This is a genomic window from Pseudonocardia cypriaca (assembly GCF_006717045.1).
GTDB classification, from domain to species: domain Bacteria; phylum Actinomycetota; class Actinomycetes; order Mycobacteriales; family Pseudonocardiaceae; genus Pseudonocardia; species Pseudonocardia cypriaca.
The window spans coordinates 759,625-784,611 of sequence record NZ_VFPH01000002.1; the positions used below are offsets into that span (position 1 = coordinate 759,625).

General features: G+C 72.5%; 24 protein-coding genes. 11 read left to right on the top strand and 13 right to left on the bottom strand.

The window, feature by feature from the left end; translation table 11 throughout:
- Nucleotides 1-5: 5 nt before the first annotated feature.
- Genes FB388_RS21120 through FB388_RS21140 form a run of 5 tightly spaced genes read right to left on the bottom strand, consistent with a single transcriptional unit; the run spans nt 6 to nt 3,861 of the window.
- On the bottom strand, nt 6-860 hold the full coding sequence (locus FB388_RS21120) for an alpha/beta fold hydrolase (RefSeq protein WP_211362148.1): 855 nt from the start codon (nt 858-860) through the stop codon (nt 6-8).
- Entirely contained in the window at nt 857-1,684 is an 828-nt protein-coding gene (locus FB388_RS21125; protein WP_142103965.1) for a 3-methyl-2-oxobutanoate hydroxymethyltransferase, read from the bottom strand. The genes FB388_RS21120 and FB388_RS21125 overlap by 4 nt, the downstream gene beginning before the upstream one ends.
- A gap of 10 nt (nt 1,685-1,694) precedes the next feature.
- On the bottom strand, nt 1,695-2,195 hold the full coding sequence (locus tag FB388_RS21130) for a 3-methyl-2-oxobutanoate hydroxymethyltransferase (protein ID WP_142103966.1): 501 nt from the start codon (nt 2,193-2,195) through the stop codon (nt 1,695-1,697).
- A 4-nt stretch (nt 2,196-2,199) separates the two neighbouring features.
- Nucleotides 2,200-3,486 carry an aromatic ring-hydroxylating dioxygenase subunit alpha gene (locus FB388_RS21135; protein ID WP_142103967.1) on the bottom strand — a complete coding sequence of 429 codons (1,287 nt, stop codon included), beginning with the start codon at nt 3,484-3,486 and terminating at the stop codon, nt 2,200-2,202.
- Nucleotides 3,487-3,537: 51 nt separating this feature from the next.
- Entirely contained in the window at nt 3,538-3,861 is a 324-nt protein-coding gene (locus FB388_RS21140) for a 2Fe-2S iron-sulfur cluster-binding protein (RefSeq protein ID WP_142103968.1), read from the bottom strand.
- Nucleotides 3,862-3,996: 135 nt separating this feature from the next.
- On the opposite strand from FB388_RS21140, the gene FB388_RS21145 reads away from it, so the two are divergent.
- Complete coding sequence (locus FB388_RS21145; protein ID WP_211362149.1) at nt 3,997-4,767, top strand: FadR/GntR family transcriptional regulator; 771 nt, start codon at nt 3,997-3,999, stop codon at nt 4,765-4,767.
- Here the strand turns inward: FB388_RS21145 and FB388_RS21150 are convergent.
- Both FB388_RS21150 and FB388_RS21155 read right to left on the bottom strand, forming a co-directional pair.
- Nucleotides 4,721-6,277 (bottom strand): ethanolamine ammonia-lyase reactivating factor EutA, encoded by a 1,557-nt coding sequence (locus tag FB388_RS21150; protein ID WP_142103969.1) that lies wholly within the window; start codon nt 6,275-6,277, stop codon nt 4,721-4,723. The genes FB388_RS21145 and FB388_RS21150 overlap by 47 nt on opposite strands.
- A complete protein-coding gene (locus FB388_RS21155; protein ID WP_142103970.1) occupies nt 6,277-7,410 on the bottom strand; it encodes a cupin domain-containing protein in 1,134 nt (377 codons plus the stop codon). Before FB388_RS21155 ends, FB388_RS21150 begins: the two co-directional genes overlap by 1 nt.
- A gap of 80 nt (nt 7,411-7,490) precedes the next feature.
- Between FB388_RS21155 and FB388_RS21160 the strand changes: the two genes are divergently transcribed.
- From FB388_RS21160 to FB388_RS21185, 6 genes are all read left to right on the top strand, one after another.
- Nucleotides 7,491-8,474, top strand: a complete 984-nt coding sequence (locus FB388_RS21160; RefSeq protein WP_142103971.1) for a cupin domain-containing protein — start codon at nt 7,491-7,493, stop codon at nt 8,472-8,474.
- Nucleotides 8,471-10,213, top strand: a complete 1,743-nt coding sequence (locus FB388_RS21165) for a thiamine pyrophosphate-binding protein (RefSeq protein ID WP_142103972.1) — start codon at nt 8,471-8,473, stop codon at nt 10,211-10,213. Before FB388_RS21160 ends, FB388_RS21165 begins: the two co-directional genes overlap by 4 nt.
- Entirely contained in the window at nt 10,210-11,715 is a 1,506-nt protein-coding gene (locus FB388_RS21170) for an aldehyde dehydrogenase family protein (RefSeq protein WP_142103973.1), read from the top strand. Before FB388_RS21165 ends, FB388_RS21170 begins: the two co-directional genes overlap by 4 nt.
- Nucleotides 11,712-13,475: a thiamine pyrophosphate-binding protein gene (locus FB388_RS21175; RefSeq protein ID WP_142103974.1), complete on the top strand. Its 1,764-nt coding sequence runs from the start codon at nt 11,712-11,714 to the stop codon at nt 13,473-13,475. The genes FB388_RS21170 and FB388_RS21175 overlap by 4 nt, the downstream gene beginning before the upstream one ends.
- Before the next feature lie 187 nt (nt 13,476-13,662).
- The gene (locus tag FB388_RS21180; RefSeq protein ID WP_142103975.1) at nt 13,663-13,875 is read left to right on the top strand and encodes a hypothetical protein; all 213 of its coding nucleotides are present in this window, start codon (nt 13,663-13,665) and stop codon (nt 13,873-13,875) included.
- 233 nt (nt 13,876-14,108) lie between these two features.
- Nucleotides 14,109-14,609: a MarR family winged helix-turn-helix transcriptional regulator gene (locus FB388_RS21185; RefSeq protein WP_142103976.1), complete on the top strand. Its 501-nt coding sequence runs from the start codon at nt 14,109-14,111 to the stop codon at nt 14,607-14,609.
- A gap of 15 nt (nt 14,610-14,624) precedes the next feature.
- Here the strand turns inward: FB388_RS21185 and FB388_RS21190 are convergent, their stop codons facing one another.
- Both FB388_RS21190 and FB388_RS21195 read right to left on the bottom strand, forming a co-directional pair.
- Entirely contained in the window at nt 14,625-15,743 is a 1,119-nt protein-coding gene (locus FB388_RS21190; RefSeq protein WP_142103977.1) for an NAD(P)-dependent alcohol dehydrogenase, read from the bottom strand.
- Between the two features lie 50 nt (nt 15,744-15,793).
- Nucleotides 15,794-16,330, bottom strand: coding sequence for a YceI family protein (locus FB388_RS21195; protein ID WP_142103978.1), 537 nt, complete (start codon nt 16,328-16,330; stop codon nt 15,794-15,796).
- A 155-nt stretch (nt 16,331-16,485) separates the two neighbouring features.
- Between FB388_RS21195 and FB388_RS21200 the strand changes: the two genes are divergently transcribed.
- Both FB388_RS21200 and FB388_RS21205 read left to right on the top strand, forming a co-directional pair.
- Nucleotides 16,486-17,112 (top strand): isochorismatase family protein, encoded by a 627-nt coding sequence (locus FB388_RS21200; RefSeq protein ID WP_142103979.1) that lies wholly within the window; start codon nt 16,486-16,488, stop codon nt 17,110-17,112.
- Between the two features lie 27 nt (nt 17,113-17,139).
- The gene (locus tag FB388_RS21205) at nt 17,140-18,327 is read left to right on the top strand and encodes an alpha/beta hydrolase family protein (protein WP_142103980.1); all 1,188 of its coding nucleotides are present in this window, start codon (nt 17,140-17,142) and stop codon (nt 18,325-18,327) included.
- A gap of 68 nt (nt 18,328-18,395) precedes the next feature.
- Here the strand turns inward: FB388_RS21205 and FB388_RS21210 are convergent, their stop codons facing one another.
- The 4 genes from FB388_RS21210 to FB388_RS21225 are packed head-to-tail and all read right to left on the bottom strand — an operon-like array spanning nt 18,396 to nt 22,421.
- Complete coding sequence (locus tag FB388_RS21210) at nt 18,396-19,613, bottom strand: low temperature requirement protein A (protein WP_142103981.1); 1,218 nt, start codon at nt 19,611-19,613, stop codon at nt 18,396-18,398.
- Nucleotides 19,614-19,633: 20 nt separating this feature from the next.
- On the bottom strand, nt 19,634-20,485 hold the full coding sequence (locus FB388_RS21215; protein ID WP_142103982.1) for an alcohol dehydrogenase catalytic domain-containing protein: 852 nt from the start codon (nt 20,483-20,485) through the stop codon (nt 19,634-19,636).
- Complete coding sequence (locus FB388_RS21220) at nt 20,485-21,489, bottom strand: SLAC1 family transporter (RefSeq protein WP_142103983.1); 1,005 nt, start codon at nt 21,487-21,489, stop codon at nt 20,485-20,487. The genes FB388_RS21215 and FB388_RS21220 overlap by 1 nt, the downstream gene beginning before the upstream one ends.
- Nucleotides 21,489-22,421 (bottom strand): LLM class flavin-dependent oxidoreductase, encoded by a 933-nt coding sequence (locus FB388_RS21225; protein ID WP_142103984.1) that lies wholly within the window; start codon nt 22,419-22,421, stop codon nt 21,489-21,491. Before FB388_RS21225 ends, FB388_RS21220 begins: the two co-directional genes overlap by 1 nt.
- 348 nt (nt 22,422-22,769) lie before the next feature.
- Here FB388_RS21225 and FB388_RS21230 point away from each other — a divergent pair, with 348 nt between their 5' ends.
- Nucleotides 22,770-24,158, top strand: a complete 1,389-nt coding sequence (locus FB388_RS21230; protein ID WP_142103985.1) for an FAD-binding oxidoreductase — start codon at nt 22,770-22,772, stop codon at nt 24,156-24,158.
- A 61-nt stretch (nt 24,159-24,219) separates the two neighbouring features.
- Entirely contained in the window at nt 24,220-24,849 is a 630-nt protein-coding gene (locus FB388_RS21235; RefSeq protein ID WP_142103986.1) for a TetR/AcrR family transcriptional regulator, read from the top strand.
- Nucleotides 24,850-24,987 lie beyond the last annotated feature (138 nt).

The following is a 24,987-nucleotide window of genomic DNA, read 5'->3' on the forward strand; positions in this document are numbered from 1 at the left end:
GCTCCTCACTGTTCGTCGAGGAACTCCAGGACCCGGGCAGGAGCGGTCTCCCGCGTCTGCCCGGCCACCGGGACGTCCCAGTACTCCACACGCGGTAGGCATTCCTGCAGGTAGCGCGCAGCGGACGGGGCGTGCGACTCGTCCTGACCGGGGACGATCAGCGCCGGGACGTCCAGCAGCAGCAGGTCCTCCGGTTCCGCGCCCGGCACGGTGTCCCGGTCGAACATCAGCCGTGCGGTGCCGCCCACGACGAGGGCGTAGCGGTCGACGTCCTGCTTCGCGTATGCGTCGGCGAAGCTCTGGTCGGCGCGGATCACACTGTTCCACGGACCGACCCGCGGGTCGGCGGAGAAGCCGGCGTCGGTCGCCCGCACGAGCGCGACGACCCCGTCGACCCCCTGCGCCTGCACGTACGAGAGGTGTCGGGCGAAGCGCTCGTGCTGCCGCATCCGGTACTTGACGCCGCCCGCCGGGGAGAACAGCACCATGGACCGCACGCGGTCGGGATGGGCCACCGCCATGGCCGCGGCCGTCGAGCAGCCCACGCAGCCACCCATGAGGTGGGCCCGCTCGATGCCGAGGTGGTCGAGCAGCCCGATCGCCTGCGCGACGTAGTGACTCCAGGACAGGCGTTCGACGCGGCCGCCGGAGCGGCCGGACTCGCGGCGGTCGAACGTGATGCAGGTGTAGCGCGTCGCGAGCTGTTCCAGGAGGGCGAGTCGGCGGTAGACCCCGACCGTCCGCCAGCTCTCGAGCGTGGAGTCGAAGCCGCCCGGGGAGAACATGAGCAGCGGGGGACCCGATCCCGCCACCTCGTAGCGGGTGGGGATCCCGTCGGCGAGGGCGGTGGGCACGGTCACCGCCCGCCGGGGAGCTGCCGGGCGCCGCGGACGTCGTCGGCGTACCGCGTGAGCGCGTCGAGGGTGGTCCGCGCGACGTGCGCGTAGGTCCCGGGTCGGTCGTCAGCCGGATCGTCGACCGTCGACTCCGCGTAGCCGATGGCGGCGTGCGCCATGCGCATCCGGCCGTCGAGCCACGGCCCGCCGCCGAAGCCGCCGAGCACGGGGACCGAGGCGGCCTTCGCGACCGCGGCGCCGACCACCGGCCCCGAGTTCGTGAAGTTCAGCAGCACCGCGCCTGCCTCCTCGAGGCGTCGTGCCGTGTCGATCATTTCGCCGGTCAGGTCCTCCGGGATCTGGTCGGCCGCGGACGGGGTGGCGGAGTACTCGACGCCGTAGCGCAGGGCGGTCTGCGGCGTGATGCCGAACTGCGCGAACACCGGGATCCCGGCGCGGGTGATCGCCGCGACGGCGTCGAGGTGGTCCGCCGCCCCGTCGACCTTGACCAGGTCCACGCCGGCTTCCTTGACGAACCGGATCGCGGCGCGCACGGCCGCGGCCGTGCCCTCTTGGACCGGGCCGAACGGGAAGTCGGCGGACACCAGCGCCCGCGACACGCCCCGGCGCACCGCCCGCGCCACGACGACCATCTCGTCCATCGTGATCTCGAACGGGCTCGCGTGACCCCAGAGGTTGACGCCGACGGTGTCCCCGACCGAGACGATCTCCGCACCGGCGCGGTCGGCGATCCTGGCGATCTGGTAGTCCCACGCCACGACGCCGACGATCTTGCGGCCCTCGTCCTTCATCCGCTGGAGGCCACGAAGGGTCGTCCTGCCGTTCATGCGCGCCCTTTCATGCTCGTAGGGCCGTGAGCAGGTCGACGACATCGCTCTCGTCCGCGCCGGGGAGCAGCACGCGGGCGTGCGGCCGCAGGGCGGCAACGGCGCGGTCCGCGGCGTCGTCGTCGGAGACGACCAGGCCCGCGGTCATGATGCTGCGCTGCCAGCAGGCCTTGCCGATCGTGTGCGCGCAGCCCGCCCCGCCGTCGTCCGTCGCGATCATGACGACGACGTCGGCGCTGGCGAGCTCGTCGGCCAGCGTGGCCGGGTGGCCCTCGATCCCGCGCAGGGTGACCGTGCCGTCGATCGACTCGCAGGCGTAGAAGCGGGCGTTGGCCCACTGCAGCGCCGCGGCGCGGCGGACGATCTCCACCGCCCCGCCGTCGAGGGCGATGATCCGCGGCGCCCGGGCGGGCGCGACCGGACGCTGGATGCGGTAGCGGGCCTCGGCCGCCGTCGCCGCGCGGGCGCAGCTGCTCGGAAGGTTCGGGTCGACGAACGCCTGGGTGGCCATGGGTCTACACCGACGCGATCGGCATGCCGGGGTTGACGCGCACGTCGTCCTTGCAGGCGTCCAGGAAGGCCTCGGCCTGCGGCAGCACGACGGCGGCCGAGCGCACGCGGTGGTGCTCGGGGTCCACCCCGGGTGGGGTGGTGCCGTGGTCGCGCAGCGCGATGGCGGCCTTGCGCAGCTTCTGCCGCGCCTTGATGATGCCGGCGTCGGCGGGGACGAGCCGCTCCTTGGTGCGGTCGGCGATGGGCCCCATGCTCTCCTGCAGGGACGCGTCCTGGATCGCGATGCCCTTGATGCCCGAGTAGTACTCCCCCGCCCGCTGCTTCTCGCGGTCCATCAGGTAGTCGTTGTCGCGGTTCGCAAGGGGCCGGTAGGTGCCGGGGATGTTCTCGCTGTGCACGCCGTGGCCGTCGATCATCGCCTGCCGCTCGGCGGCGGTGAGGGCGCGGACCGGGTGGTAGTCGAAGCTGTAGGCCCAGCAGTTCTCGTCGTCGATCGGGATCCAGAAGTGCCCGTGGATCGGGTGGTCGCCGCGTGGGGGGACCATCGTGAAGCACGGCATCACCCACGGCGTGATCCGCCAGTAGTACTTGCCGTCCTCCGCGTTGCGCCGGGCGCCGACGAATAGCCCGCCGTCGGAGTCGGCGACCTCGAAGAAGGGCTTCTTGTCGTTCTGGTTGTACTCGTTGCCCTTCGCGCCCTTGAACAATGGGTCGTTCTTCAGGCCTCCGGAGTGCAGGAACGTGACGTGGCTGGAGTCGATGCCACCCTCGAAGGCCTGCAGCCAGTTGCACTGCTGCAGGCGTTTCGACGTGTAGGTCTGCTCCGGCGGCACGAGCGCGAACTCGAACTCCGGCAGCGGCGGCTGCTCGGCCGGGTCGCCCATGAACGTCCAGAGGATGTCGCCGATCTTGACGAGCGGGTACGCGGTGAGCTTGACGTTCTGGCAGAAGCTCGAGTTGTCCGCCTCCGACGGCACCTCGACGCACTGGCCGGTGACGTCGTACTTCCAGCCGTGGTACGGGCAGCGCAGCCCGCCGTCCTCGTTGCGGCCGAACCACAGGGAGGCGCCCCGGTGGGCGCAGAACTCGTCGATCAGCCCGTAGCGACCGTCGCTGTCGCGGAAGGCGATGAGCCGCTCGGACAGCAGTTTGAGTCGCACCGGCGGGCAGTCGTTCTCGGGCAGCTCCTCCGCGAGGCAGGCCGGCATCCAGTACTGCCGGAACAGCTCACCCATCGGCGTGCCCGGGCCGGTGCGGGTCAGCAGTTCGTTGATGTCCTGACGAAGCACGGGCGTCTCCCCTCGAGCGTGTGGACTAACCGTAATACCTATCGGGTGCCCTCACGGCTGCACGGGGGGCACATCGACCGTCAGCCCGTCGAGCTCCGGCCTCACTTCGAGCTGGCAGGAGAGCCTGCTTCCGTCGCGCCGCTCGGACACCGCGAGATCGAGGAGGTCCTCCTCCATGTCGTTCGGCAGACCGACCGCCGACGCGAACTCCTCACGCACCCAGACGTGACAGGTAGCGCACGAGGCGTTGCCCCCGCACTCGCCGACGATGCCGGGTACGCCGTTCTTCACCGCGGTCGCCATCACGGACTCGCCGACCACCGCATCGACGGCCATCTCCTGACCGTCGTCGCCGACGTAGATCACCTTCGGCACTGTTGCAACGTCCTCTCTCCGTTGGTCTGTCCATTAGACCACGCTGCTTGTTCGAGGACCAGCACCACGATTCGTGACGTTCGTGCCCGGTCGTGCCACCCGAGCCGACTGTCCGTAAGGGCATACAATTCGTGAGTGACGAGGCCGGGAACCACCTCCCCAGTGACGGACGGCGGCACCGCGCCGAACAAGGGTGACCTGCTCAGCAAGGTCAGCGTCGGTCGGATCTCCGAGGTCATCGTTGATCAGATCCGCCTGCTCATCCGCTCCGGACAGCTCACTGCGGGTGACCGGCTGCCGAGCGAGCGGGAGCTGTGCGAGCGGTTCGGGGTCAGTCGCGTCACGGTCCGTGAAGCCCTCCGCGTACTGGAGGCCAACGGCCTCGTCGACATCCGCGTTGGCGCCCGTGGCGGCGCGTTCGTCACCGCGCCGAGCAGCCGCATGGTCGGCGAGGGCATCGCCGACCTCATCTCGCTGTCGAGCCTCTCCGCCCTCGAGGTCACCGAGGCGCGGATGATCTTCGAGCTGGGCCTGGTGCCACTCGCGTGCGAGCGCGCCACCGAGGAGGACATCGCGGCGCTGTACGAGATCTGCGACCGCAGCAGCGCGGCCCTCGAGTCCGACGACTACCCGCTCACCCTCTCCGCCGAGTGGCACTCCCGGTTCGCCCGCTGCGCCCACAACCGCGCCATCGCACTGCTCGCCGAGTCACTGCACGACCCGATGATCCGCTCGCTCCAGGAGGCCCGCTCCACCGCGCCGGCCCACGGCCGCCACGGCGCCGAGGAGCACCGCGCCCTCGTCGACGCGCTCGCCGAGCGCAACGTGGAGCGCGCCACGGAACTGATGAGGGTCCACCTCACGCGCACGGCGTCCCGGGTGTCGGGCTCGGAGGATGCCGACTGAAGACGAGCGACTTGATCGTCACCGGCACCGTGTTCGACGGGTACCGCACGCGGCCGATGTCGACGTAGTCGAAGTCGCGCAACGTCAACCCGTCGACCACCAGGACCTCCGTGGCGACGGCCAGCTCCTCGCGCAGGAGCCGGCCCAGCGTCATGGCCACGTCGCCGTCGAGCACCACGTACACCGGCCGGCCCCCGCGGATCCGGTCGGCGAGGCCGTCCTTGATCCCGAGCGCGAAGGCGAGCAGTCGCTGGTAGCGCGGCGACCCGGACCAGGACATCGCCAGCGCGACGTCCGCGGTCCCGGCGTCGAGCGCGGCGAGGTGGCGGCGGATCGCGGACGCGACCGCGGCACTGTCGACCGTCTCGCCGAGCTCGTACCCGGGGCGGAGCACCTGCATGTTCCGGCGGGGCAGCAGGACGTCCGGCTCGGAGATCCAGCAGGTGTTGCCGCTGAGCTGGACGCTGTACTCCGACGCGCCCAGCGCGGTGGCCCGGATGCACTCGCCCGCGGGGAGGAGGGGCCACGGCAGCGCACCGGTGTCGGCGCGCTGGCGCAACGCCCGGCCGAGGGGATGCCCCAGGTCGCCGAACCGCGCCTCCTCGCGGCCGTAGACGTACTCCGCGACACCGCCGGAGAACATGACGCCGTCGATCCGCCCGAGGTCGCCCAGCGGCTCGGTGAGGAAGAAGCCGGCCGTGTCCGGCCCACCCGTCACGGCGGCGACCACGACGTCCGCCATCCCCTCGGCCACCCGCACCAGGTCGTCCTCGCCGGCCTGGTCGCCGAGCTCCCACCGGTGACCGGCCCTCTCGGCGTGCTCGCGGCCGGCCGGCTCGATGCGCACGATCGTGCCCGCCTCGTCGACGACGTGAAGCCGGCCGCCGACGTGCACGGCCGCGGTGGCGAGGATGCGCCCGCCGTCCAGCACCGCCAGCTTCGTGGTCCCGCCGCCGACGTCGATGTTCAGGATGCGCGCGCCCGTGTCGTACGACGCCTGGGCCGCTCCGGAGCCGTAGGCGGCGAGCATCGCCTCCATGTGGTGGCCCGCCGTGGCGGTCACGAGCGCGCCGCCGCGGTCGGCCAGGATTCCGGCGATCACCTCGGCGTTGCGTCGGCGCAGCGCCTCGCCGGTGAGGATCACAACTCCGGTGTCGATGTCCTCCGGGTCGACGTGCGCCTCGGCATAGGCCTTGTCGATGATCGTGCCGAGCGCTTCCGCGTCGATGTTCTGCCCGCTCGCGTACGGCGTGAGCGCAACCGGGGACCGGTAGACCGTCTCGCGCCGGACCACCACGTACCGGCTGGTCAGCTCCTCGCCGATCCGCCGCAGGTGCAGCCGGGAGAACACGACCTGGGTACCGGAGGACCCGATGTCCATCCCGACGCTCGCCAGTCGGACGTTGTCCTGCTGCCAGATCGGGTTGTCCTCGATCGGACCCAGCGGCTCGTCGTCGTGGTCGTGGTCGTGCCCGGGGACGTGAGCGGAGTAGACCGTCTGATCGGACACTAGACCGCGACCGTCTCCTGCGGCTTCGGCGGAAGTGTCGCGAGCTCGGCCTCGTAGGCCGCGTCCATCTTGGGCTCGAGGCCGACCTTCGCCAGCGCCTCGCGGAACGTCTCGCGCACCACCGGCGCCTCGTCGGCGTAGTCGATCTGGTCGCCGCCGACGCGCTTGCTGATCCACGCCTTCGGCACGCCCTGCGCGTTGCGCACGGACACCACCTCGTGCTTGAAGGCGAGGTAGCGCGCGGGCTGCGTCCCGCTGTTGAAGTGCTGGTGGAACCACATGTTCGGCGGGACGATCAGGGTGCCGGGACCCCAGTCGTAGCGGCGCGGCTCCTCGCCCTCCGGCCACATGAGGCTGTAGCCCTCGCCGGACAGGATGATCACGTGGGCGCCCGGTCCGTGGCGGTGGCCCTTCTTGTACGTCGCCGTGGGGAACTGCGAGATGTGGCTGTTCATCGACCCCTTCGCCATCGCGAAGCGGATGTGCCCGCCGCCGGCACCGCGCTCCTTCGCCTCGATCAACGGCAGGTTGACCGCGTCCGCGACGAAGTTGGTGTCGAGCAGGAGACCCTTCTGCTCGCCCTTCGGGGCGAAGTAGTCCGGTTCTCCGGCGAAGCGGCTCGGGAAGTCGTGCGCCGTGCCGAACACGAAGTCGACGTCGTCGTAGAGGTTGAGGACGGGCGGGAGGTTCGTGGAGGCGACGAACCGCGCCGCCTGCTGCCCGGATCCGTTGAAGTGCTGGTGGTGGGCGTTCAGCGGGATCGCGAACAGCGAACCGGGCCCCCACTCGAAGCTCACCTCGGCTCCGGCGTCGTTCCACACGCGGGTCGAGCCGTGCCCGTCGAGGACGAGGATCATCTCCTCGAACAGCTGCCGCTGCGGGGCCAGCTCGCCGCCGGCGGGGATCTCGCAGACGTAGCAGTCGTTCGACGTGCGGGTGGCCTCGTGGTTGATGAACACACCGCTGCCGCCGCGGCGCGCCCACGGCTTGAGCTCGACGGTGCGCAGGTCGGGCACGTAGTGCGCGGCGATGATGTCCAGACCCTCCGCGGCCACCCAGCGCGTGTACGGCGAGTCCTTCTCGGTGGCGAACTTGACGGCGAGGTCATTGGTGACGAGGGCGTCCTTGGCCATGGGACGGGACAGTAGCAAGCTTGACAGCTATTGGTCTAACCACTAGACCTTACTCGTCGATCGGCGCCGAGGAGGCCACCGTGGGTGAAGACGGACGCGTGTTCGTGCGCGGCCTGGAGTCCGACAAGTACGAGCTCGAGGCGTTCCGGCGCGAGCAGCTCGCGCGGCCACGGGTCCGGGACGAGAAGGTCGTCACCGACCACGGCGAGGCCGTCGCCCACTCCGGCAGCAACAAGGAGTCGCGGACCTGGTGGCGGATCGGCCCCGGGGACGAGGAGTTCCTGACCCAGACGCTGCAGGTGCACTTCGTCGAGATCGACGGCCACGGCAGCAACCGCGGCCACGGCCACCAGAATGAGGCGGCGTTCTACATCCTCGAGGGCGCCGGCTACGAGATCCACGACGACCAGCGCTACGACTGGAAGACCGGCGACTTCGTCTTCGTCCACACCGACTCGGTGCACCGGCACTTCAACCCGTACGACGAGAAGGCGCTGACCCTCGTCGTGAAGGCGAAGAGCAGCTGGATGTTCCTGGGGCTGCTGCAGCAGGGCCGCGGCGGTCCGGTGGAACGACCGGACGAGTTCGGCCCGCGAGCGGACTGGTCGGCCATCTGGACCCCCGGCGTGCTCGATCGCACGAAGGTGATCAGCCCCGAGGACACGGTCTGGCAGGACACCGAGCTGGGCCGGATCCGCGTGATGACCAGCCCGAAGACCGACCACGCGCGGCTGTTCAGCGTGGACGCGTTCGAGTGGGCGATCGAGGCCGGTGAAGCCACCCCGCGCTACTGGAAGATGGCAGACGAGGTGCTCTACGCCCTCTCGGGCGACGGCTACTCGCTGCACTGGGAGGTGCAGGCCGAGATCGCCGAGAAGTACTACGCGCACATCGCCAAGGAGCCGACCCACCACGAGTTCAAGCAGGGCGACGTCCTCTACGTCCCGCAGAACACGGTGGCCCAGCACTTCGCGGCGGACGGCACGCCACTTCGACTGCTGAGCTTCCAGAACCGGCTCTTCAAGCACCTCGGCTACGACAACGTGAAGGTCCTCGAGGGGTGACGGAGCAGCCTCTCGGGTTCACGCCCGGCCCGGCCGGCTACGGCAGTGACCTGGTCGTGGACCTGCTGCGCGCACTCGGAACCCGCTACGTCCCGCTGAACCCGGGCTCCTCGTTCCGCGGGCTGCACGACTCCCTGGTCAACCACGGCGGCAACACCGACCCGCAGCTCCTGCTGTGCCTGCACGAGGAGATCGCGGTCTCCCTCGCCCACGGCTACGCCAAGGGCTCCGGACAGGTGGGCGTCGCCGCGGTGCACGACCTCGTCGGGCTCATGCACGCCTCGATGGCCGTCTACGACGCGTTCTGCGACCGGGTGCCGCTGCTCGTCCTCGGCGGCAGCGGCCCGGTCGACCCGGCGCTGCGCCGCCCGATCGACTGGGCCCACTCGGCCACCACGCAGGCCGAGCTGGTGCGCGACTTCGTCACGTGGGACGCCGAGCCGGCCACGCCCGCGGCCTTCGTCGCGGACGTGCTGGCCGCCCACCGGCGGGCGGCGAGCGTCCCACGCGGTCCGGCGTACGTCTCCCTCGACGCCGGGGTGCAGGAGGCGGCGCTCACCGAGCCGGTCCCGCTCCCCGACCTCGTGCTCCACGCCCCCGCCCCGCCGCCGGCCGCCGACGAGGCGAGCGTGGAGCGGGCCGTCGACGTGCTGCTCGGTGCGCAGCGCCCGGTCGTCACCGCCGGGGCGCTGAACTGGGACCCGGCGGCCACGCCCGTCCTCGTCGAACTGGTCGAGCTGATCGGCGCCGCCTACGTCGAGGACCGCAACAGCGTCTCCTTCCCGACCACCCACCCGCAGAACGGCACCGGGGACCCGAGCTGGCTCGCCGACGCCGACGTCGTGCTCGCGATCGGCCTGCCCGACGTGGCGGGCCGGCTGCGCCGCCGCGGCCGGGGACGCACGAGCGCGCCCGCCGCACAGCAGGCGATCGTCGACGTCTCCACCGGGCACCTGGACCAGCGGTCGTGGAGCAACGCCTTCGCCACCCCTTTCCCGCGGACGGCCCAGCTGCTCGCCGACCCGCTGACCGGCGCCCGCCAGCTGCTCGCCGCGCTGCGTGAGCGCCCGCCGGATGCCTCGGTGCGCCGCGAGCTGGTGGTGGCGCACGTCCGCGTGCAGCGCGAGCGGACCGCCGCCGCGCGGCAGGAGCGCTGGGACGCGCGCCCGATCACCCCCGCGCGGCTCGTCGCCGAGCTCTGGTCCGTCGTGCGCGACGTCCCGCACCTGCTGTGCCTGCGCAACACCCGCAGCTGGCCCGAAGCGGTGTGGGAGCTGCCGGGCGCCGGGAGCTACCTCGGCCACTCCGGCGGCGGGGGCGTCGGGTACGGGCCCGGGGCGTTCGTCGGGGGTGCCCTCGCCGCCCGCGACCGCGGCCTGCTCGGTGTGGGGATCGTCGGCGACGGCGACCTGCTGATGGCGGCGGGCGCACTGTGGACCGCTGCCCACTACCGGATCCCGGGCCTGTTGGTCGTCAACGACAACGGGTCGTTCTACAACGACGAGCCCCACCAGGCCGCGGTCGCCCGCGAGCGCGGGCGTCCGGAGGCGAACAGCTGGATCGGCATGCGGATCGCCGATCCGGCCGTCGACATCGACGCCCTCGCCGCGTCGTACGGGTGCTGGACGGCCGGCACCGTCTCGGAGCCGGCAGATCTCGCCGGCGCCCTCGCCAAGGCACTGGCCGCAGCCCAGGACGGCCAGCTCGCCGTCGTGCACGTGAGGACGGAGCCGGCATGACTCGGGTGTTGGGGAACGTCGGCCGCGGCAAGCCGCCGGTGCACGCCCGGATGTCGATCGGCGGGCAGTGGCGCGACGCCGACTCCGGCGCCCGGCTGGACTGCATCGACCCCACCACGGAAGAGCTGCTCGGCACCGTGCCTGCCGGGGGCGCCGCCGACGCCGACCTCGCCGTCCGGGCCGCGGAGGAGGCCTCCGGGGCATGGCGGGCGCTGGGGTGGACCCGGCGGGCCGCGCTGCTGCGCGACCTCGCCGCCGCCGTCGCCGAGGTCGCCGAGCCGCTCGCCCTGCTCGACGTCCTGGACAGCGGCAACCCGATCGCCGGCATGCGCGGCGACCTCGAGTCCACCGTCAGGGAGCTGCACTACTACGCAGGGCTCGCCGGGCAGACCCACGGCGCGAGCACGCCCACCGGCGCCGAGACGGTGTCGTTCACCCAGCGCGAGCCATACGGCGTCGTGGTGCGGATCGTGCCGTTCAACCACCCGTTCAAGTTCGCCTGCGGCAAGGCCGCGGCCGCGCTGGCCGGGGGCAACTCGGTGATCGTGAAGCCGGGCGAGCAGACATCGCTCTCCGCGCTCGCGCTCGCCGAGGTGGCCGAGGCCGTGCTCCCGGCGGGCGTGCTCACCGTCCTGACCGGCACCGGGGCCGAGCTCGGCGAGGCACTGGTCTCGCACCCGGGCGTGCAGCGGGTGGCTTTCACCGGCTCGGTGCCGACCGGGCGACGGATCCTGGCCGCCGCCGCGCAGAACCTGGCGCACGTCACCCTCGAGCTCGGCGGCAAGAACCCGCTGATCGTCTGCCCCGACGTCGACCCCCGGAAGGCCGCCCGCGACGCGGTGGCCAGCATGAACATCGCCCGCAGCAACGGGCAGTCATGCGGGTCGACCTCCCGGCTCTACGTGCACGAGAGCATCCGCGCGGCGTTCACGGATGCGCTGCTGGACCGGGTCCGCGAGCTGCGCGTCGGTGACCCGTGCGACGAGGCGAACGAGGTCGGGCCGGTCGCGTTCGCAGCGCACCACGCGCGCGTGCTCGACCACATCGAGCGGGCGAAGGCGTCGGGCGCGACCGTCGCCGCGGGCGGGTCCCGCCCGTTCGGGCTCGACCGCGGCTACTTCGTCGAGCCGACGGTGTTCACCGACGTCACCGACGACATGCCGATCGCCCGCGAGGAGGTGTTCGGGCCGGTCATGGCGGTGCTTGGCTTCTCCGACCTCGACGACGCCGTCCGGCGGGCCAACGACACCGACTTCGGGTTGACCGCGAACGTCTACACCCGCGACCTGCGCGTCGCGCACCGGCTCGCCGACCGGCTGCAGGCCGGCTACGTCTACGTCAACGGGACAGGGCGCCGCCCGCCCGGCTCTCCCTTCGGCGGCTGGAAGCACAGCGGCCTCGGCAAGGAGAACTCGCACGAGGAGCTGCTCTCCTACACCCGCGAGAAGACGATCACGATCACACTGCCGGCCGACGACCCCGACTGGAGCTGGCCCCGATGAGCAACCACGCGCCGTACGACAAGCCGGTCTGGGGCTCCGACGTCATGGTCGACGCCCTGCGCCGCCTCGACCTGCCCTACATCGCGCTCAACCCCGGCTCCTCGTTCCGCGGCCTGCACGACTCGCTCGTCAACTACGCGGGCGACGAGATGCAGATCATCGAGTGCCCGCACGAGAAGATCGCGGTCGCGCTGGCGCACGGGTACGCGAAGGCGACCGGCCGCGCAATGGGCGTGATCCTGCACGACCTCGTCGGCCTGCTCCAGGGCACGATGGGCGTCTACTACGCCTACATCGACCGCGCCCCGGTGCTCGTCCTCGGCGGCTCCGGGCCGGCCGACCACGAGCGGCGCAGGCCCTACATCGACTGGATCCACTCGGCGAACGTGCAGGGCCAGGCGGTCCGGGAGTACACGAAGTGGGACCACGAGCCGCGCTCGATCGAGGCGGTGCCCGGGGTTCTCGCGCGCGCGTACCGCATCGCGACGACCGGCCCGGCCGGGCCGACCTACGTCGCCCTCGACGCCGGCCTGCAGGAGGATCCGGTCGAGGAGCCGGTGCCCGTCGACGACGTCGTCGCGCTCGCAGCCGCCCCGGCGCCGGTGGCTCCGCACCCGGGCGCGCTGGGTGCGCTCGCGCGCGAGCTGTGCGCGGCGAAGCGCCCGGTCATTGTGCTCGGCTACCCCGGTCGCGACCCGGAGTCGTTCGGGCACCTGATCAACTTGGCGGAGCAGGTCGGGATCGGAGCGGTCGACACGCATTGGCGGCTCAACTTCCCGACCCGCCACCCGCTGTGCGTGAGCGACACCGACATCGTCGACGAGGCCGACTGCGTTCTGTTCGTCGACGTCAAGGACATGGTCAAGCCCACGCACCGCACCGACCGGCTGGCGCGGCGGAACGTCTCCCGGCTGGCGCCGGACTGCCGGGTCCTCTCGGTCGGGTTCGGCGACATGGGCACCTCGTCCTGGAGCGAGGACTACGCCCAGCAGATCCCGACGGACCACGCCGTCGTCGCCGACACCGCGGTCGCGCTGCCGCTGCTGCTCGAGGAGTGCCGGGCGCTGCTCTCCGAGGACGACGAGCGGCGCACGGCCGAGCGTGCGGCGTGGACCCGGCGGCTCACCGAGCTGCACGAGAACACCTGGGCCGGCTGGGCCCGGCACGCCGAATCGGTCGCGGGTGAGACTCCGGTGGCGACGGCGCAGCTCGCGGCGTCCGTCTGGAACGTCGTCGAGGAGCACGACTGGGTGCTCACCGCCGGCACGGCCGCGGAGTGGGCGCTGCGCCTCTGGGACTTCGACGCCCCGCACCGCCACCCCGGCAAGCAGCTGGGCACGGCCACGCAGATCGGCATCTCGCTCGGGGTGGCGCTCGCGCACAAGGGCACCGGGCGCCTCGTCGTCGACCTCCAGCCCGACGGCGACCTGATGTTCGACGTCGGCGCACTCTGGGTGGCGAGCCGCTACCAGCTGCCGCTGCTCGTGGTGATGTTCAACAACCGCGCCTACTACAACGACTGGGAGCACCAGGAGAAGCTCGCCGCGCAGCGCGGAACGCCGGTGGAGCGCGCGCACATCGGCATGGCGATTTCCGACCCGGCGCCGGACTTCGCCACCGTCGCGACCGGCTTCGGCTGGTACGCCGAGGGGCCGGTCACCGACCCGTCGCAAGTGGAGGACGCGGTGCGACGCGCCGCCGCGCACGTGCTGGCGACCGGCGGACCGGCGCTGGTGGACGTGGTCTGCCAGCCGAAGTAGCCCGTCAGCCGCCTGCTCGGCAACGGTGGCGCGGTAGGCCCCGGGTCGCTGGTGGCCGGAGTACCTTCTTTCGCGCGCGGGCGCACGATGCGCGGGCACGGCACGAGGTGTGCCCGACGGCGCACGGAGATGTCGGGTGGTGACGGGCAGGGCGGTTTCGGGCCACGATCCATCCGCTCGGGCACACGTGCTGCACCAGAGCGAGCGCACGCGCGTCACCCGGCTGTTCCTCTCCCGGTACACCGTCGTCGGGAAAGAACCGCTGGGCCCGGACGCGGAACGGCGGCTGCGCCACGAGCGGGAGATGCTGGAGCGGCTGCGCGGCGTTCCGGGGGTCGCGCAGCTGGTGGACGAGCCGCGGTACCCGGCGTCGGCGGCCGTCAGGAGCGTCGCGAGGTGAGCGTCGAGCTGACTGAGGCGCGAGGCTTGACGCATGCAAGTCTCGGCAATCTCGGTTGTGGCCGCTTCAGCGTGCTCCCCGTGCACCGGGGTTCCAACCCGGGGACGGCGCCGCCGGCCCGGTCGACATCCCTCGGGCGACCAGGTCGGTGCAGCGGTCAGTCCGCGCGTTCCCGGGTCCCACCTGATTCGACCTTGTACTGTACGCCCGTCCGGTGATACGGGGAGGCTGCGGTGACGGACGGCGGAACGCCGGAGGACGCGGAGCGCAGGGACGCCGCGACCGACCTCGGTGTCCTCGCCGGCCGGTTGCTGTTCTCGGTGCAGGGCGAGCTCTTCCGGCGGCTCCACCGGGAGGGCTTCGTCGACATCGCCCCCCGCCACGGCGCCGTCCTGGCCTACCTGCGCCTGGACGGGATCCGCGCCACCGAGCTGGCCCGCCTGTCGGGCCAGCACAAGCAGGTCATCGGCAAGAACGTCGACGAGCTGGAGGCGCTGGGTTACGTCGAGCGCCGGCCCGACCCCGACGACCGGCGCGCGAAGCTCGTGATCCCGACCGAACGCGGCCGCGCGCAGATGCGGACGGCGGACGCGATCATGGCCGAGATCGCCGAGCGGCACCGGCGCTTGCTCGGCTCGGACACCTACGACCGGTTCCTCGCGGACTTCCGCTTCGTGGTGGAGCAGCAGCGCGCCGTCGAACGGGACGACGTGCCCGCGGCCGAGGAGCCCTGAGCCGGAGCCACCCGTTCACCCCGGCACGAGCACCGGCTTGATCGTGGTGCCCGCCTTCATGGCCTCCGCCGCCGTCTCGACCTCCTCCAGCGGGAAGGTGCCCACGAGCCGTCCCACCGGCAGCCGGCCCGTCGCCACGAGCTCGGCCAGCCGGGGCAGGAAGACCGGCGGGTTGCTGCGCCCCTCGACGACACCGACGACGCGCTTGCTGCCGTTGACGAGGTCGGCCACGTCGATCGCAGCGGTGATGCCGAACGGGGGCACGCCCACGACCGCGCCGGTGCCGCCGATCCCGAGGCTGCGGATCGCCTCGGCCAGCACCGCGGGCACCCCACTGCTCTCGACAACGTACTGCGGGCCTCCGCCGGTGAGGCGCGTGACCCGCTCGCGGGCGTCCTCGGTTCGGGAGTTGACGACGTCGGTGGCGCCCAGCGCGCGGGCCAGGTCGAGGCGCGTGTCCTGCACGTCGACGACGACGATCCGCCCGACGGGCAGCATCGCCGCCGCCATCACCGCCGACAGCCCCACCACACCCGCGCCGAAGACGGCCACCGCGCTGCCCGCCTCGGGGGCCAGCACGTTCAGCACCGCTCCCGCGCCGGTCTGCACACCGCAGCCCAGCGGCGCCAGCACCTCGGACGGCACGTCGGACGCCACGTCGGGGACCCGGACGGTGTTGCGCTCACGGGCCAGCGCGTAGCTCGCGAAGGACGACTGGCCGAAGAAGCTGCCGTGCACCGGCGTGCCGCCGTCCCACAGCGTGGGCGAGCCGTCCGGGCGGGCGCCGTTCGTGAAGTTGTGGGCCACGAACCCCAGGCAGCGCGACGGCTCCCCGGACACGCACCACACGCAGTGCCCGCACGAGTCGAAGGTCAGCATGACCCGGTCGCCGGGGCGCACCGAGGTCACCCCCGCCCCGACGGCCTCGACCCGTCCGGCGCCCTCGTGGCCCGCGACACCCGGCAGCGGGAACGGGAACTCCCCCGCCCGCACGGCGAGGTCGGCGTGGCACATACCGACGGCCTCGATGCGGACGAGCACCTCGCCGGCGGCGGGGTCGTCGATCGTCAGCTCCCTGCGGGTGAACGTCGCACCCGCTGCGCTGATCGTCATGGCGGTGGTCCTGCGGCTCATCGTCGCGCTGCTCCAGGTTCTGTGAGCTGGCCGGGGCGGGGTCGGGCGGATCAGCTCTCGCGGACGGCCTGGAGCTCCAGGGTGATCTCCGTCGTGTCCCCGACTAGGAGCGGACCGCCCGTCGCGGAGACGTTGCCGTTCACCCCGAATGCGGACCGCGACACGCGCCCGGAAGCCGTGAAGCCCACGCGGAAGGCTCCGGTGTGGTCCTCGCCGTCGCCGGTGAACCGCACCTCCAGCTCGACGGGCCGGGTCGCGCCCCGGATGGTCAGGTCGCCGGCCAGCAGGAACCGGTCGCCGTCCTCGACGACGCCGGTCGAGGCGAACGTGGCCACCGGGTGGTTCGCCGTGTCGAAGTAGTCGGCCGACCGCAGGTGGTCGTCGCGGGCGCCGACGCCGGTCGACAGGGTGGTGAGGTCGATCTGCACCTGGACGGAGGACTTCGCCAGGTCGTCCGCGATCTCCAGGGCTCCGGACAGCCCGCCGAAGGTCCCCCGCACGCGCGCGGCCACGAAGCGGGCGGAGAACTGGAGGGACGAGTGGACCGGGTCGAGGGCGTACCGGCCCGCGGGGATCTCGATGCTCATGGCTGCTCCTCCACGCCGGAACACCCCGACGTTAGTAATCGTTCGTGACTGTATGATTTAGTGACTATAGGGCGGTGAGCGGCCCCGTCAAGCGGCGGAGCCACTGCGCCGGGCGTTCGCCGCCCTGCCCAGAACCGACGGTTTCCGGAGGATCCGTGAGCGACACCAAGTTCACCGAACGCCTGACGCGGGACAACGCCGCGCTCCTGTTGGTCGACCACCAGGTCGGCCTCTACAGCGGGGTCCGCGACATCCCGCTCGCCGAGCTGAAGCACAACGTGGTCGCCCTGGTCAGGGCCGCGCGGGTGCTCGGCCTGCCGATCATCGCCACCACGACGGCCGCCGACAGCATGTGGGGGCCGACCATCCCCGAGCTGGCCGCGGTGCTGCCCGCCGACCTCACCGTCATCGACCGCTCCACCGTGAACGCCTGGGACGACCCGCGGGTGGTCGAGGCGGTCCGCGCGACGGGGCGCCGGAAGCTCATCGTCACCGGCATCTCGACCGAGGTCTGCCTGGCCTTCCCGGCGATCAGCGCCACCGCCGACGGCTTCGACGCCTACGCCGCGATCGACGCCTCGGGCACCTTCTCGCAGACCAAGCGCGAGGCCGGGCTGCTGCGGATGCAGCAGGCGGGCGTCATCCCGGTCGACCACGCCACCGCGATCGTCGAGATCCTCGCCGACAACGCCGACCCGCTGGCCGGCGAGGTCTACGGGGCGCTGGACATGCCGTTCGCCGTGCTGGTCGGCCAGATCGCCCAGGCCCTCACCAAGGCCTGAGCCGGAACGGAGCGAGGAGAGCTGGCAATGTCCGTCATCGAGCTCACGACGTTCGACGTCGCCGACGACCGCACGTCCGACATGCTGGCGGCGCGCCACGCGATGATCGAGGCGTTCCGCACGGACCGCCGCGGCTTCGTGGCCGCCAAGCTGATCCGGCTGGGCGAGCGGACCTGGCTCGACGCCGTCGAGTGGACCGACGACGCCGCCTACGACGAGTCGACGGCGAAGGGCGGCAACCGCCCGGAGATCGCGGCGTTCTTCGCGACGATCGACGCGCTGGTCGAGGTCAGCCGCGGCACGCGCTACGACGACGCCGAGGACGGGCCGCGCGCGGTGCGCACGGTCGCCTACGGGCCGCACCCCTCGCAGGTGGGCGAGCTGTACCTGCCCGCGGGCCCCGGCCCCTTCCCGGGGGTGGTGCTGTTCCACGGCGGCTTCTGGGCCGCGATGTGGGACCGCAGGCAGATCCTGCCGGTGGTCGTCGACCTGCTGTCCCTCGGGATCGCGGTCTACAACGTCGACTACCGCCGGGTGGGAGAGGACGGCGGTGGGTGGCCGGGCACGTTCGCCGACGTCGCCGCGGCGGTGGACACGATGGCCGGCATCGATCCGGCCGTTGACGCGGAGCGGATCGTGCTGGTCGGCCACTCGGCCGGGGGCCACCTCGCGACGTGGGCCGGGCTGCGCGCTGGGCTGCCGGCGGGCGCGGTCGGCGCGGACCCCCGCGTGCGGCCGGTCGGGGTGGTGTCGCTGTCCGGGGTGCTCGACCTGGTCGCAGCGGACGGCGAGAAGTTCGGCACCGACCTCGCGGACACCGACGCCGAACCGATCTGGGGCGCCCCGCCCCCCGCCCGGCCGCAGGTGTGGCCGGCGGTCGCCGCGATGGTGGCCGACGGGATCGTCCCGTTGCTGCTGGGCGCGCACGCCGACGAGGACCCCGAACGCCTCGCCGTCACCTCTCCCGCGCAGATGCGCGACGGCGGGGTGCCGGTGCTGGCCGTGCACGGCGACGCGGACGAAGCGGTCCCCGCGGGATACAGCCGCACCTTCGCCGAGTCGATCACGGCGCAGGGCGGCCGAGCCGAGTTCGTCGAGTACGCCGGGGCACGCCACTTCGACACCGTCGACCCGGCCAACCCCGTGATCTGGCCCGCGGTCCGCACGTGGATCACCGAGCGCATCGGGACCACGCCGCCGCCGGACGCCGGCTGACACCGGGGCGGCCGGGCCGGGCGCGAGGGTGCGCCCGGCCCGGCCGGGTCGGATCCGCCGGCCCGCGCTCACGACCGACCCGACGGTCCCCCGTGCCGAACGTGCTGGCGCACCTCGCGGTAGTGGTGGATCTCGTAGGCCACCAGCGCGCAGAGGACGGCGGCGAGGATGCCGAGGGACACCATCGCCGGGAGCGCCGCGACCAGCGGAATCGCGAGCAGCAGCACCGCCCCGACGACCAGCCGGACCGGGTTGACCGTGCCCAGGACGTACCGGGTGAAGCCGACGTGCGCGACCACGTACAGCACCGCCCCGCCGTAGAGCGCCGCGAGCGGGATGCCGTAGAGCGGGTCGAGGAGCGAGTGCCCCTCACCGCCACCGATGTAGAGCAGGGCCTTCTTCAGCCCGAGCGACATCAGGATGATCCCGCTGACCATCGGCAGGTGCAGGTAGGTGTACCCGCCGCGGGCCATGCGGATCTGCCGTTCCCCGCCGGCCCCGGTCAGCGCGTGCTCGGCGCGCAGCGTGACGACGTCGAAGTAGAGCCACCACAGCGCACCCGCCACGACCAGGCCCAGCGCGCTGCCGGCGATGATCGGCCAGGAGATCGGCAGCTCTGCCACCCCGATGCCGATGGACACGATCGACTCGCCCAGCGCCACGATGATGATCAGCCCGTGGCGCTCGGCGAAGTGGCGGGCCGAGTTGAGCCGCCAGGAGGCGCCGGCCACCGCGGTGCCGACGTAGTCGCCGACGATCGCCGCCACCCAGAACGCGGTCTGCACCCAGCCCTCGGTCTGCGACGCCACCAGCAGCAGCACCGTCCCGAGCACCGCGGACGGCACGACCCGCACGATCTGCCCGCGCAGCTGCGCGTCCTCGCCGCTGCACACCCAGTACATCGCCAGGTGCACCACCCGCACGCAGAAGTACGCGACGGCGAACACCACCGGTCCCGACAGCCCGCCCGGCAGGTCGTGGAACGCCTCGGGGATGGTGATCGCCCCGACGAACACCGCCACCATCGCGAGGAACACGCTGAGCCGGATCACCCCCTCGTCGGCCTTCGCGACGTTGCCCAGCCACGAGTAGGCGACCCACGCCCACCACAGGACGATCAGGATCAGCACGCCGCGCAGCACCGCCTCGGCCGAGGTGTCCTCGGCCATCCAGTCGGTGACGCGGGTGAGCGCGAAAACGAACACCAGGTCGAAGAACAGCTCGAGCGTCGTGACGGTGGCGCCCTCGCTCACCGTCTCGAACCGCCTGCGGCGCGGGGCGGCCATGCTCCTTCTTCCTCTGGTCGTCATGCGTCGATCTCGACCACGACCCGGCCGGCCGCGCCGGTGCGCTCGGCGGCGTCCTGCGCGTCGGCGGTGCGGTCGAGCGGGAAGCGCGCCGCGATCGGGTAGCGCAGGTCGCCCGCGGCGAGGGCCGCGGTGAGGTCACGAGCGGCGTGCTCGTTGGCCGGATCGGGGAAGTCGTCGTTGCTGAGGAACTGGATGGTGATATTGCGGAACGCGAGCGGCCAATACGGCAGGGACGCGCCCGGGTCGCCCGTCGCGTAGGTCGCGATCGTGCCGCCGACCGAGAGGATCTCCACGTCGAGAGCGGCGTTGCCGGCGAGGTCGATCTCGGCGACGCGGTCCACGCCGTCGGGTGCGATCGCGCGGATCTGCCGTGCGGCGTCCGCTCCCAGCACGACGACGTGGTGCGCGCCCGCGGCGAGCACCTCGTCGACTTGCTCGGCGCGGTGACCGGTGATGCCGGGGATGCCGACCACGGCGGCCTGCTCCCAGCCGACCCCGTCCGGGAGCCGCACCGCATGCCCGGCGGGCACCACCGTGTACTCGGCGGCCGTGCCGAACGGGCGATAGGACTGCGCGAGATAGACCCAGACGCGTTCGCCGACGCGCGCGGGGTCGACCCCGGGCCCGACCGCGTCGACGGTGCCCGCGCCGTCGCCGTGCGGGATCACCCGGGGGTAGGTCATCGTCGAACCCCAGTAGCCGCGCCGCTTGCCGACGTCGCCGACGTGCACGCCGGACACCGCGACCCGCACCCGGACCTCGCCGGGGCCGGGCTCGGGTGTCGGCACCTCGCCCACCCGGACGACGTCGTGCGCGGGGCCCTGCTCCTCGTAGTAGGCGGCGCGCATCAGCGACCCGCCTCCTCGAGCGCCCGGCCGCCCGGGGGCGCGGCCACCGGCACCGCGGGCGGGTTCGGCGGGAACAGCGTGCCCGCCACGAGCGCCACGACCGAGCGCACGGCGATCGCGCCGACCAGGACCGTGACGGCGGCCAGCACGACCCACGACCAGGCGAGATAGCCGGGCGGGGTCGTCGTGACCAGCCAGTGCAGCACGACCGACGCCACGGCCGCCCATGCGAACGTGAACGCCCAGAAGCCGATCGAGAACCTCAGCCGGAGGAAGACGGGCAGCAGCCGCAGCTGGGCGAGGACCATCAGCACGCCGTAACCGGCCAGGAACTGCGCGACCGCGTCGACGGCGCCGCCGTGCAGCGCGAACCAGGCCAGGCTCGCCACGGCGGCGGGGGCGACCTCGATCGCGAGCGTGGGCGCGAGCGCGGGCGGGAGCGCCGGGCGGAAGAACAGCCGGGCCAGGATGATCGAGCCGAGCACGAGCCAGCAGACCGTGCCGTAACCGAGCATCACCTGGCCCAGCGCGGGCTGCCCCACCTCGGCGGCGCTCGTGGCGGCGACCAGCCCGCCGGCGACGGTCGGCAGGAAGTAGCCGGGGTGCACCTGGTCGAGCGCGTACTCGCCGTAGATCATCTGCCCGGTGAACCACGCCCCGTGGAGCACGGTGAGGACGATGAACAGGTCCGTCAGCACGGCACCGGCCGTGGGGGCGAGCGGGGCGAGCCCGGCCGAGGCCAGGATCATCGGCGTGATCAGGGCGAGCGACAGGAACGGCGACAGGACCGGGTGGGTCAGGTCGGCGCGGAGCGATCCGGCGGGCCCGAGCGCCCAGCCGAGGTAGCCGGCGAGCACGGCCAGCCAGGCGACCGCGGCGACGGCCAGCAGCGCCTGCGCGATCCACGCCGGCGCGAGCCCCGCCTCGGCCGCCACCGACCAGGTGCCCGCCAGCCCGCACAGCCCGAACGCCGCGCCGAAGGTGTTGGGGGGTATCCGGACCATCACTCCCCCGCGGTCCGCAGTGCCGCGGCACGTCCCGGCCCCACGCGCTCCCGGACCGCGGGCGCGACCTCCTCGGCGAAGAGCCGGATCTGCCGCTCGTCGGCCCGTTGCGGCCACAGCACGAACGTCGTGAACGGCTGCTCGGTGGCCAGGCGGGTCACCAGCTCGACCCAACCCGCGACGCCGGCCCGGACCGGATCGTCGCCCGACCGCCCGAGCGGCCCGCTCGCCACCGCCCCCACCTCGACGGTTCCCACGAGCTGTGCGATCCGCCGGACGTCCGCGGGATCCCGGCCGGCCCCGCGCGCCGCCCGGTCCAGTGCCTCGTTGCTCCCGGCCCACCGCTCGTAGGGCAGGTACGACGGGATCGGAGCGGCCCAGCCGTCGGCGAGCCGTCCGGTCAGCGCGAGGCTGCGCGGGCCCTGCGCCCCGACCCAGATCTCCACGCCGCCAGGCCCCGGCTCCTGACCACCGACCCCGTGCACCCGGTAGAACTCGCCGTCGTGGTCGACGCGTGTGTCGGCGCGCCACAGCCCGCGCACGATCGCGACCGCCTCCTCCAGCGCGCGCAGCGCCTCGGGCGGGGTGCGCCGGGCCGCACCCATCGACTCGATCGCGTCCCAGTAGCCGCCCGCGCCGAGGCCGAGCTGGAACCGGCCCCCGGACACCCGGCTCAGCGCGCTCGCCGTCCGGGCCAGTACGGCGGGCGGGCGGAGCGGCAGGTTGGCCACATCCGGGAACACCTGGATGCGCTCGGTGCGGGCGAGCAGGTCGCCCATGACGACGAACGCGTCGAGGTAGCGCGCCACGTAGGGGTGGTCCTGGACGCCGATGTACTCCATGCCCGCCTGCTCGGCCACCGCCGCCAACCGGCGGGTCGCGTCGAGATCGCGGATGGGGACCAAGGAGACGCCGAACCGCAGGTCCGTCACGGGGTTCTCCTCCTCACGAGGCCGGACGGGGCGCGGTGGCCGTGCCGGTCCGGACAAATCGTCACTCAATATGACTATCAAGTTAAGTGACTATACGCAAGCTGTCCCGGGACGAGCGAGCACCCGGGCCTCGCACGCCCGATCCGGCCCATCGGTACGGTCCTACCGTATTTTCATACCGATCCGGCCGGTGAGCCGGGTCGGCAGCCCGAGCGGGCCGGCCGGCGCAGACCTCGGCCCGCACACCCCGGCCACACCCGCACGTCCGGCGGCGACGCCCCCGATGCCGCCCGCGGTCGGCAGCACCGGCCCGCGCCCGCACCGCCGGACGACCAGAAAGGCGCTGACATGCTTCCCCCTCCCGCGTCCTCCTCGCTCGCGTCCGTCAGCGGGCCCGTCCTCTTCCCCGGCGACGCCGGTTTCGCCGACGAGGCGTCCGTGTTCAACACCTCCGTCGCCCACCGCCCGCACGTGATCGTCGGCGCCACCGACGTGGCCGACGTCCAGGCCGCCGTGCGCTTCGCCGCGGACCACGACCTCCCCGTCGCGGTCCTCAACACCGGCCACGGCCCCTCCGTGCCCGCAGCCGCGAACGCCGTCATGATCACCACCCGCCGCATGACCGGGGTGCGCATCGACGGCGCGACGAGGACCGCCCGCGTCGAGGCGGGCGTCCGCTGGGGACAGGTGGTGGAGGAGGCCGCGAAGGCCGGACTGGCACCGCTCGCCGGTTCCTCACCGGGGGTCGGCGTCGTCGGGTACACGCTCGGCGGCGGGGTCGGCGTGGCCCTGGCCCGGGCGTTCGGTTACGCGGCCGACCACGTGCGGGAGATCGAGGTCGTGATCGCGGACGGCGAGCTCCGCCGGGTCACGGCGGAGTCCGACGCGGACCTGTTCTTCGCCCTCCGCGGCGGCAAGGGGAACTTCGGCGTCGTCACCGCGATGGAGTTCGACCTGTTCCCCGTCACGGAGGTTTACGCGGGAGCGTTGCATTTCGCGGGCACCGACGCGCGGACCGTGCTGGCGGCCTACGAGCAGTTCACCGCGAAGGCGCCGGACGAGCTCACCTCGTCGATCGTGTTCCTGCGCGCACCCGACCTGCCCTTCGTGCCCGAATTCATGCGGGGCCGACTCACGGCATCCATCAGGATCTCCTTCCTCGGCCCGGCTACCGACGGCGAGGAACTCATCGCGCCGTTGCGAGCGGCTGCACCCGTGCTCGCCGACACGGTGGCCACCATTCCGCACGCGCAGATCGCGTCGATCACCAACGACCCGAGCGAACCGGCCGCCGCCGTGGAGCACTTCGCCGTGCTCGACGAATTGTCGCCGTCGGCGATCGACGCGATCCTCGACGCCACCGGATCCGATTCCGGCTCCCCCGTCACCATGGTCAACCTGACCCATCTGGGCGGCGCGCTCGGGCGGGCGCCGGAGGTGGCGAACGCGGTGGGACGGCGTGACGCCGCGTTCGCCCTCTTCGCGTTCACAGTGGTGCCGCCCGGCCAGGTGGGCCTGGGCGCCGGCACCGACGAGGGCCTGGAACTGGTGCGGAGGCTCACGCCTCCCGGGGGCGGGCGGAAGCACCCCGGCTACCTCTCACCTGCGGACGCCTCCGCCGAGAGCGTGCGCCTGGCGTACGACGAGCCGACGTACGCGCGCCTCCAGGTGGCGAAGACGAGCTACGACCCGCACAACATGTTCCGCTGCAACCACAACATCCCGCCCCTCACGTAACCGCCAGGACGGGTCCGATCACCGGTTTGACCGCCATCCGGCACGGCTATACGGTACGGTCGTGCCCACGACGAATTCGTCGGCCGCACTTCGAAAGCGGCGTGCCGGTGGCGGAAAGCGGATCCTCGTCCTGGACACGGTGGCCGAAGTGCTCGCCGAACGCGGATACGAGAACACGCGATTCGCCGACGTCTCGGCGGCCAGTGGTGTGGCGATCAGCACGCTGCAGAACTACTTCGGCTCCCGCGCGGACATGGTGGTGGAGGCCATGGAACTGGCGACCACCCGGGAGGTGGACGCGCTGGAATCGGTGGCCGCCGCCGAACACGATCCGTGGGCGCGGCTGGTCGCGCTGGTCGACCGGAGCCTCGACAACGCTTACCGCTCCCAGCAGATGCTCGTCGAGTTCTGGCGGTCCGCCATGCGCGACGACGAACTCCGCGAGTTCGGCACCGAGGTGTGGGAGCGCTACCGGGCACCCTTCCTGGCCGCGGTGTGCGAAGGCCGCGAGCAGGGTGCGTTCACCCCCACCGCCGGCCCCGACGACGTCGTGGACCTCGTGTTGTCCGCACTGGCCGGTGCCACCGTCTTCCGCGTCGTGCACCACCCCGCGCCACCCCCCGCTGGCTTCCGCGGCGTCCTGCTCGCCCAGCTCCGGTCGATGCTGGGTCTCGGGGTTGCCGCCCGGTGACCCGAATCAGCGGGCGGAACCGGGGGGCTGGCTCGGGACGGCCACTACTCACGGACGCCCGGGCAACGGGTCCAGCGCCGGCGATAGCGACGCCGGTCCCGGGGAACCGGTACTGCGCAGTGATCTCGGCTTGGTGAA

Bases quoted from the DNA above. Each gene is read 5' to 3' on its own strand.
- FB388_RS21125 (WP_142103965.1), bottom strand. From the start codon at position 1,684: ATGAACGGCAGGACGACCCTTCGTGGCCTCCAGCGGATGAAGGACGAG.
- FB388_RS21175 (WP_142103974.1), top strand. From the start codon at position 11,712: ATGAGCAACCACGCGCCGTACGACAAGCCGGTCTGGGGCTCCGACGTC.
- FB388_RS21230 (WP_142103985.1), top strand. From the start codon at position 22,770: ATGCTTCCCCCTCCCGCGTCCTCCTCGCTCGCGTCCGTCAGCGGGCCC.
- FB388_RS21215 (WP_142103982.1), bottom strand. From the start codon at position 20,485: ATGCGCGCCGCCTACTACGAGGAGCAGGGCCCCGCGCACGACGTCGTC.
- FB388_RS21195 (WP_142103978.1), bottom strand. From the start codon at position 16,330: ATGAGCATCGAGATCCCCGCGGGCCGGTACGCCCTCGACCCGGTCCAC.
- FB388_RS21155 (WP_142103970.1), bottom strand. From the start codon at position 7,410: ATGGCCAAGGACGCCCTCGTCACCAATGACCTCGCCGTCAAGTTCGCC.
- FB388_RS21220 (WP_142103983.1), bottom strand. From the start codon at position 21,489: ATGGTCCGGATACCCCCCAACACCTTCGGCGCGGCGTTCGGGCTGTGC.
- FB388_RS21210 (WP_142103981.1), bottom strand. From the start codon at position 19,613: ATGGCCGCCCCGCGCCGCAGGCGGTTCGAGACGGTGAGCGAGGGCGCC.
- FB388_RS21170 (WP_142103973.1), top strand. From the start codon at position 10,210: ATGACTCGGGTGTTGGGGAACGTCGGCCGCGGCAAGCCGCCGGTGCAC.
- FB388_RS21190 (WP_142103977.1), bottom strand. From the start codon at position 15,743: ATGAGCCGCAGGACCACCGCCATGACGATCAGCGCAGCGGGTGCGACG.
- FB388_RS21205 (WP_142103980.1), top strand. From the start codon at position 17,140: ATGTCCGTCATCGAGCTCACGACGTTCGACGTCGCCGACGACCGCACG.
- FB388_RS21130 (WP_142103966.1), bottom strand. From the start codon at position 2,195: ATGGCCACCCAGGCGTTCGTCGACCCGAACCTTCCGAGCAGCTGCGCC.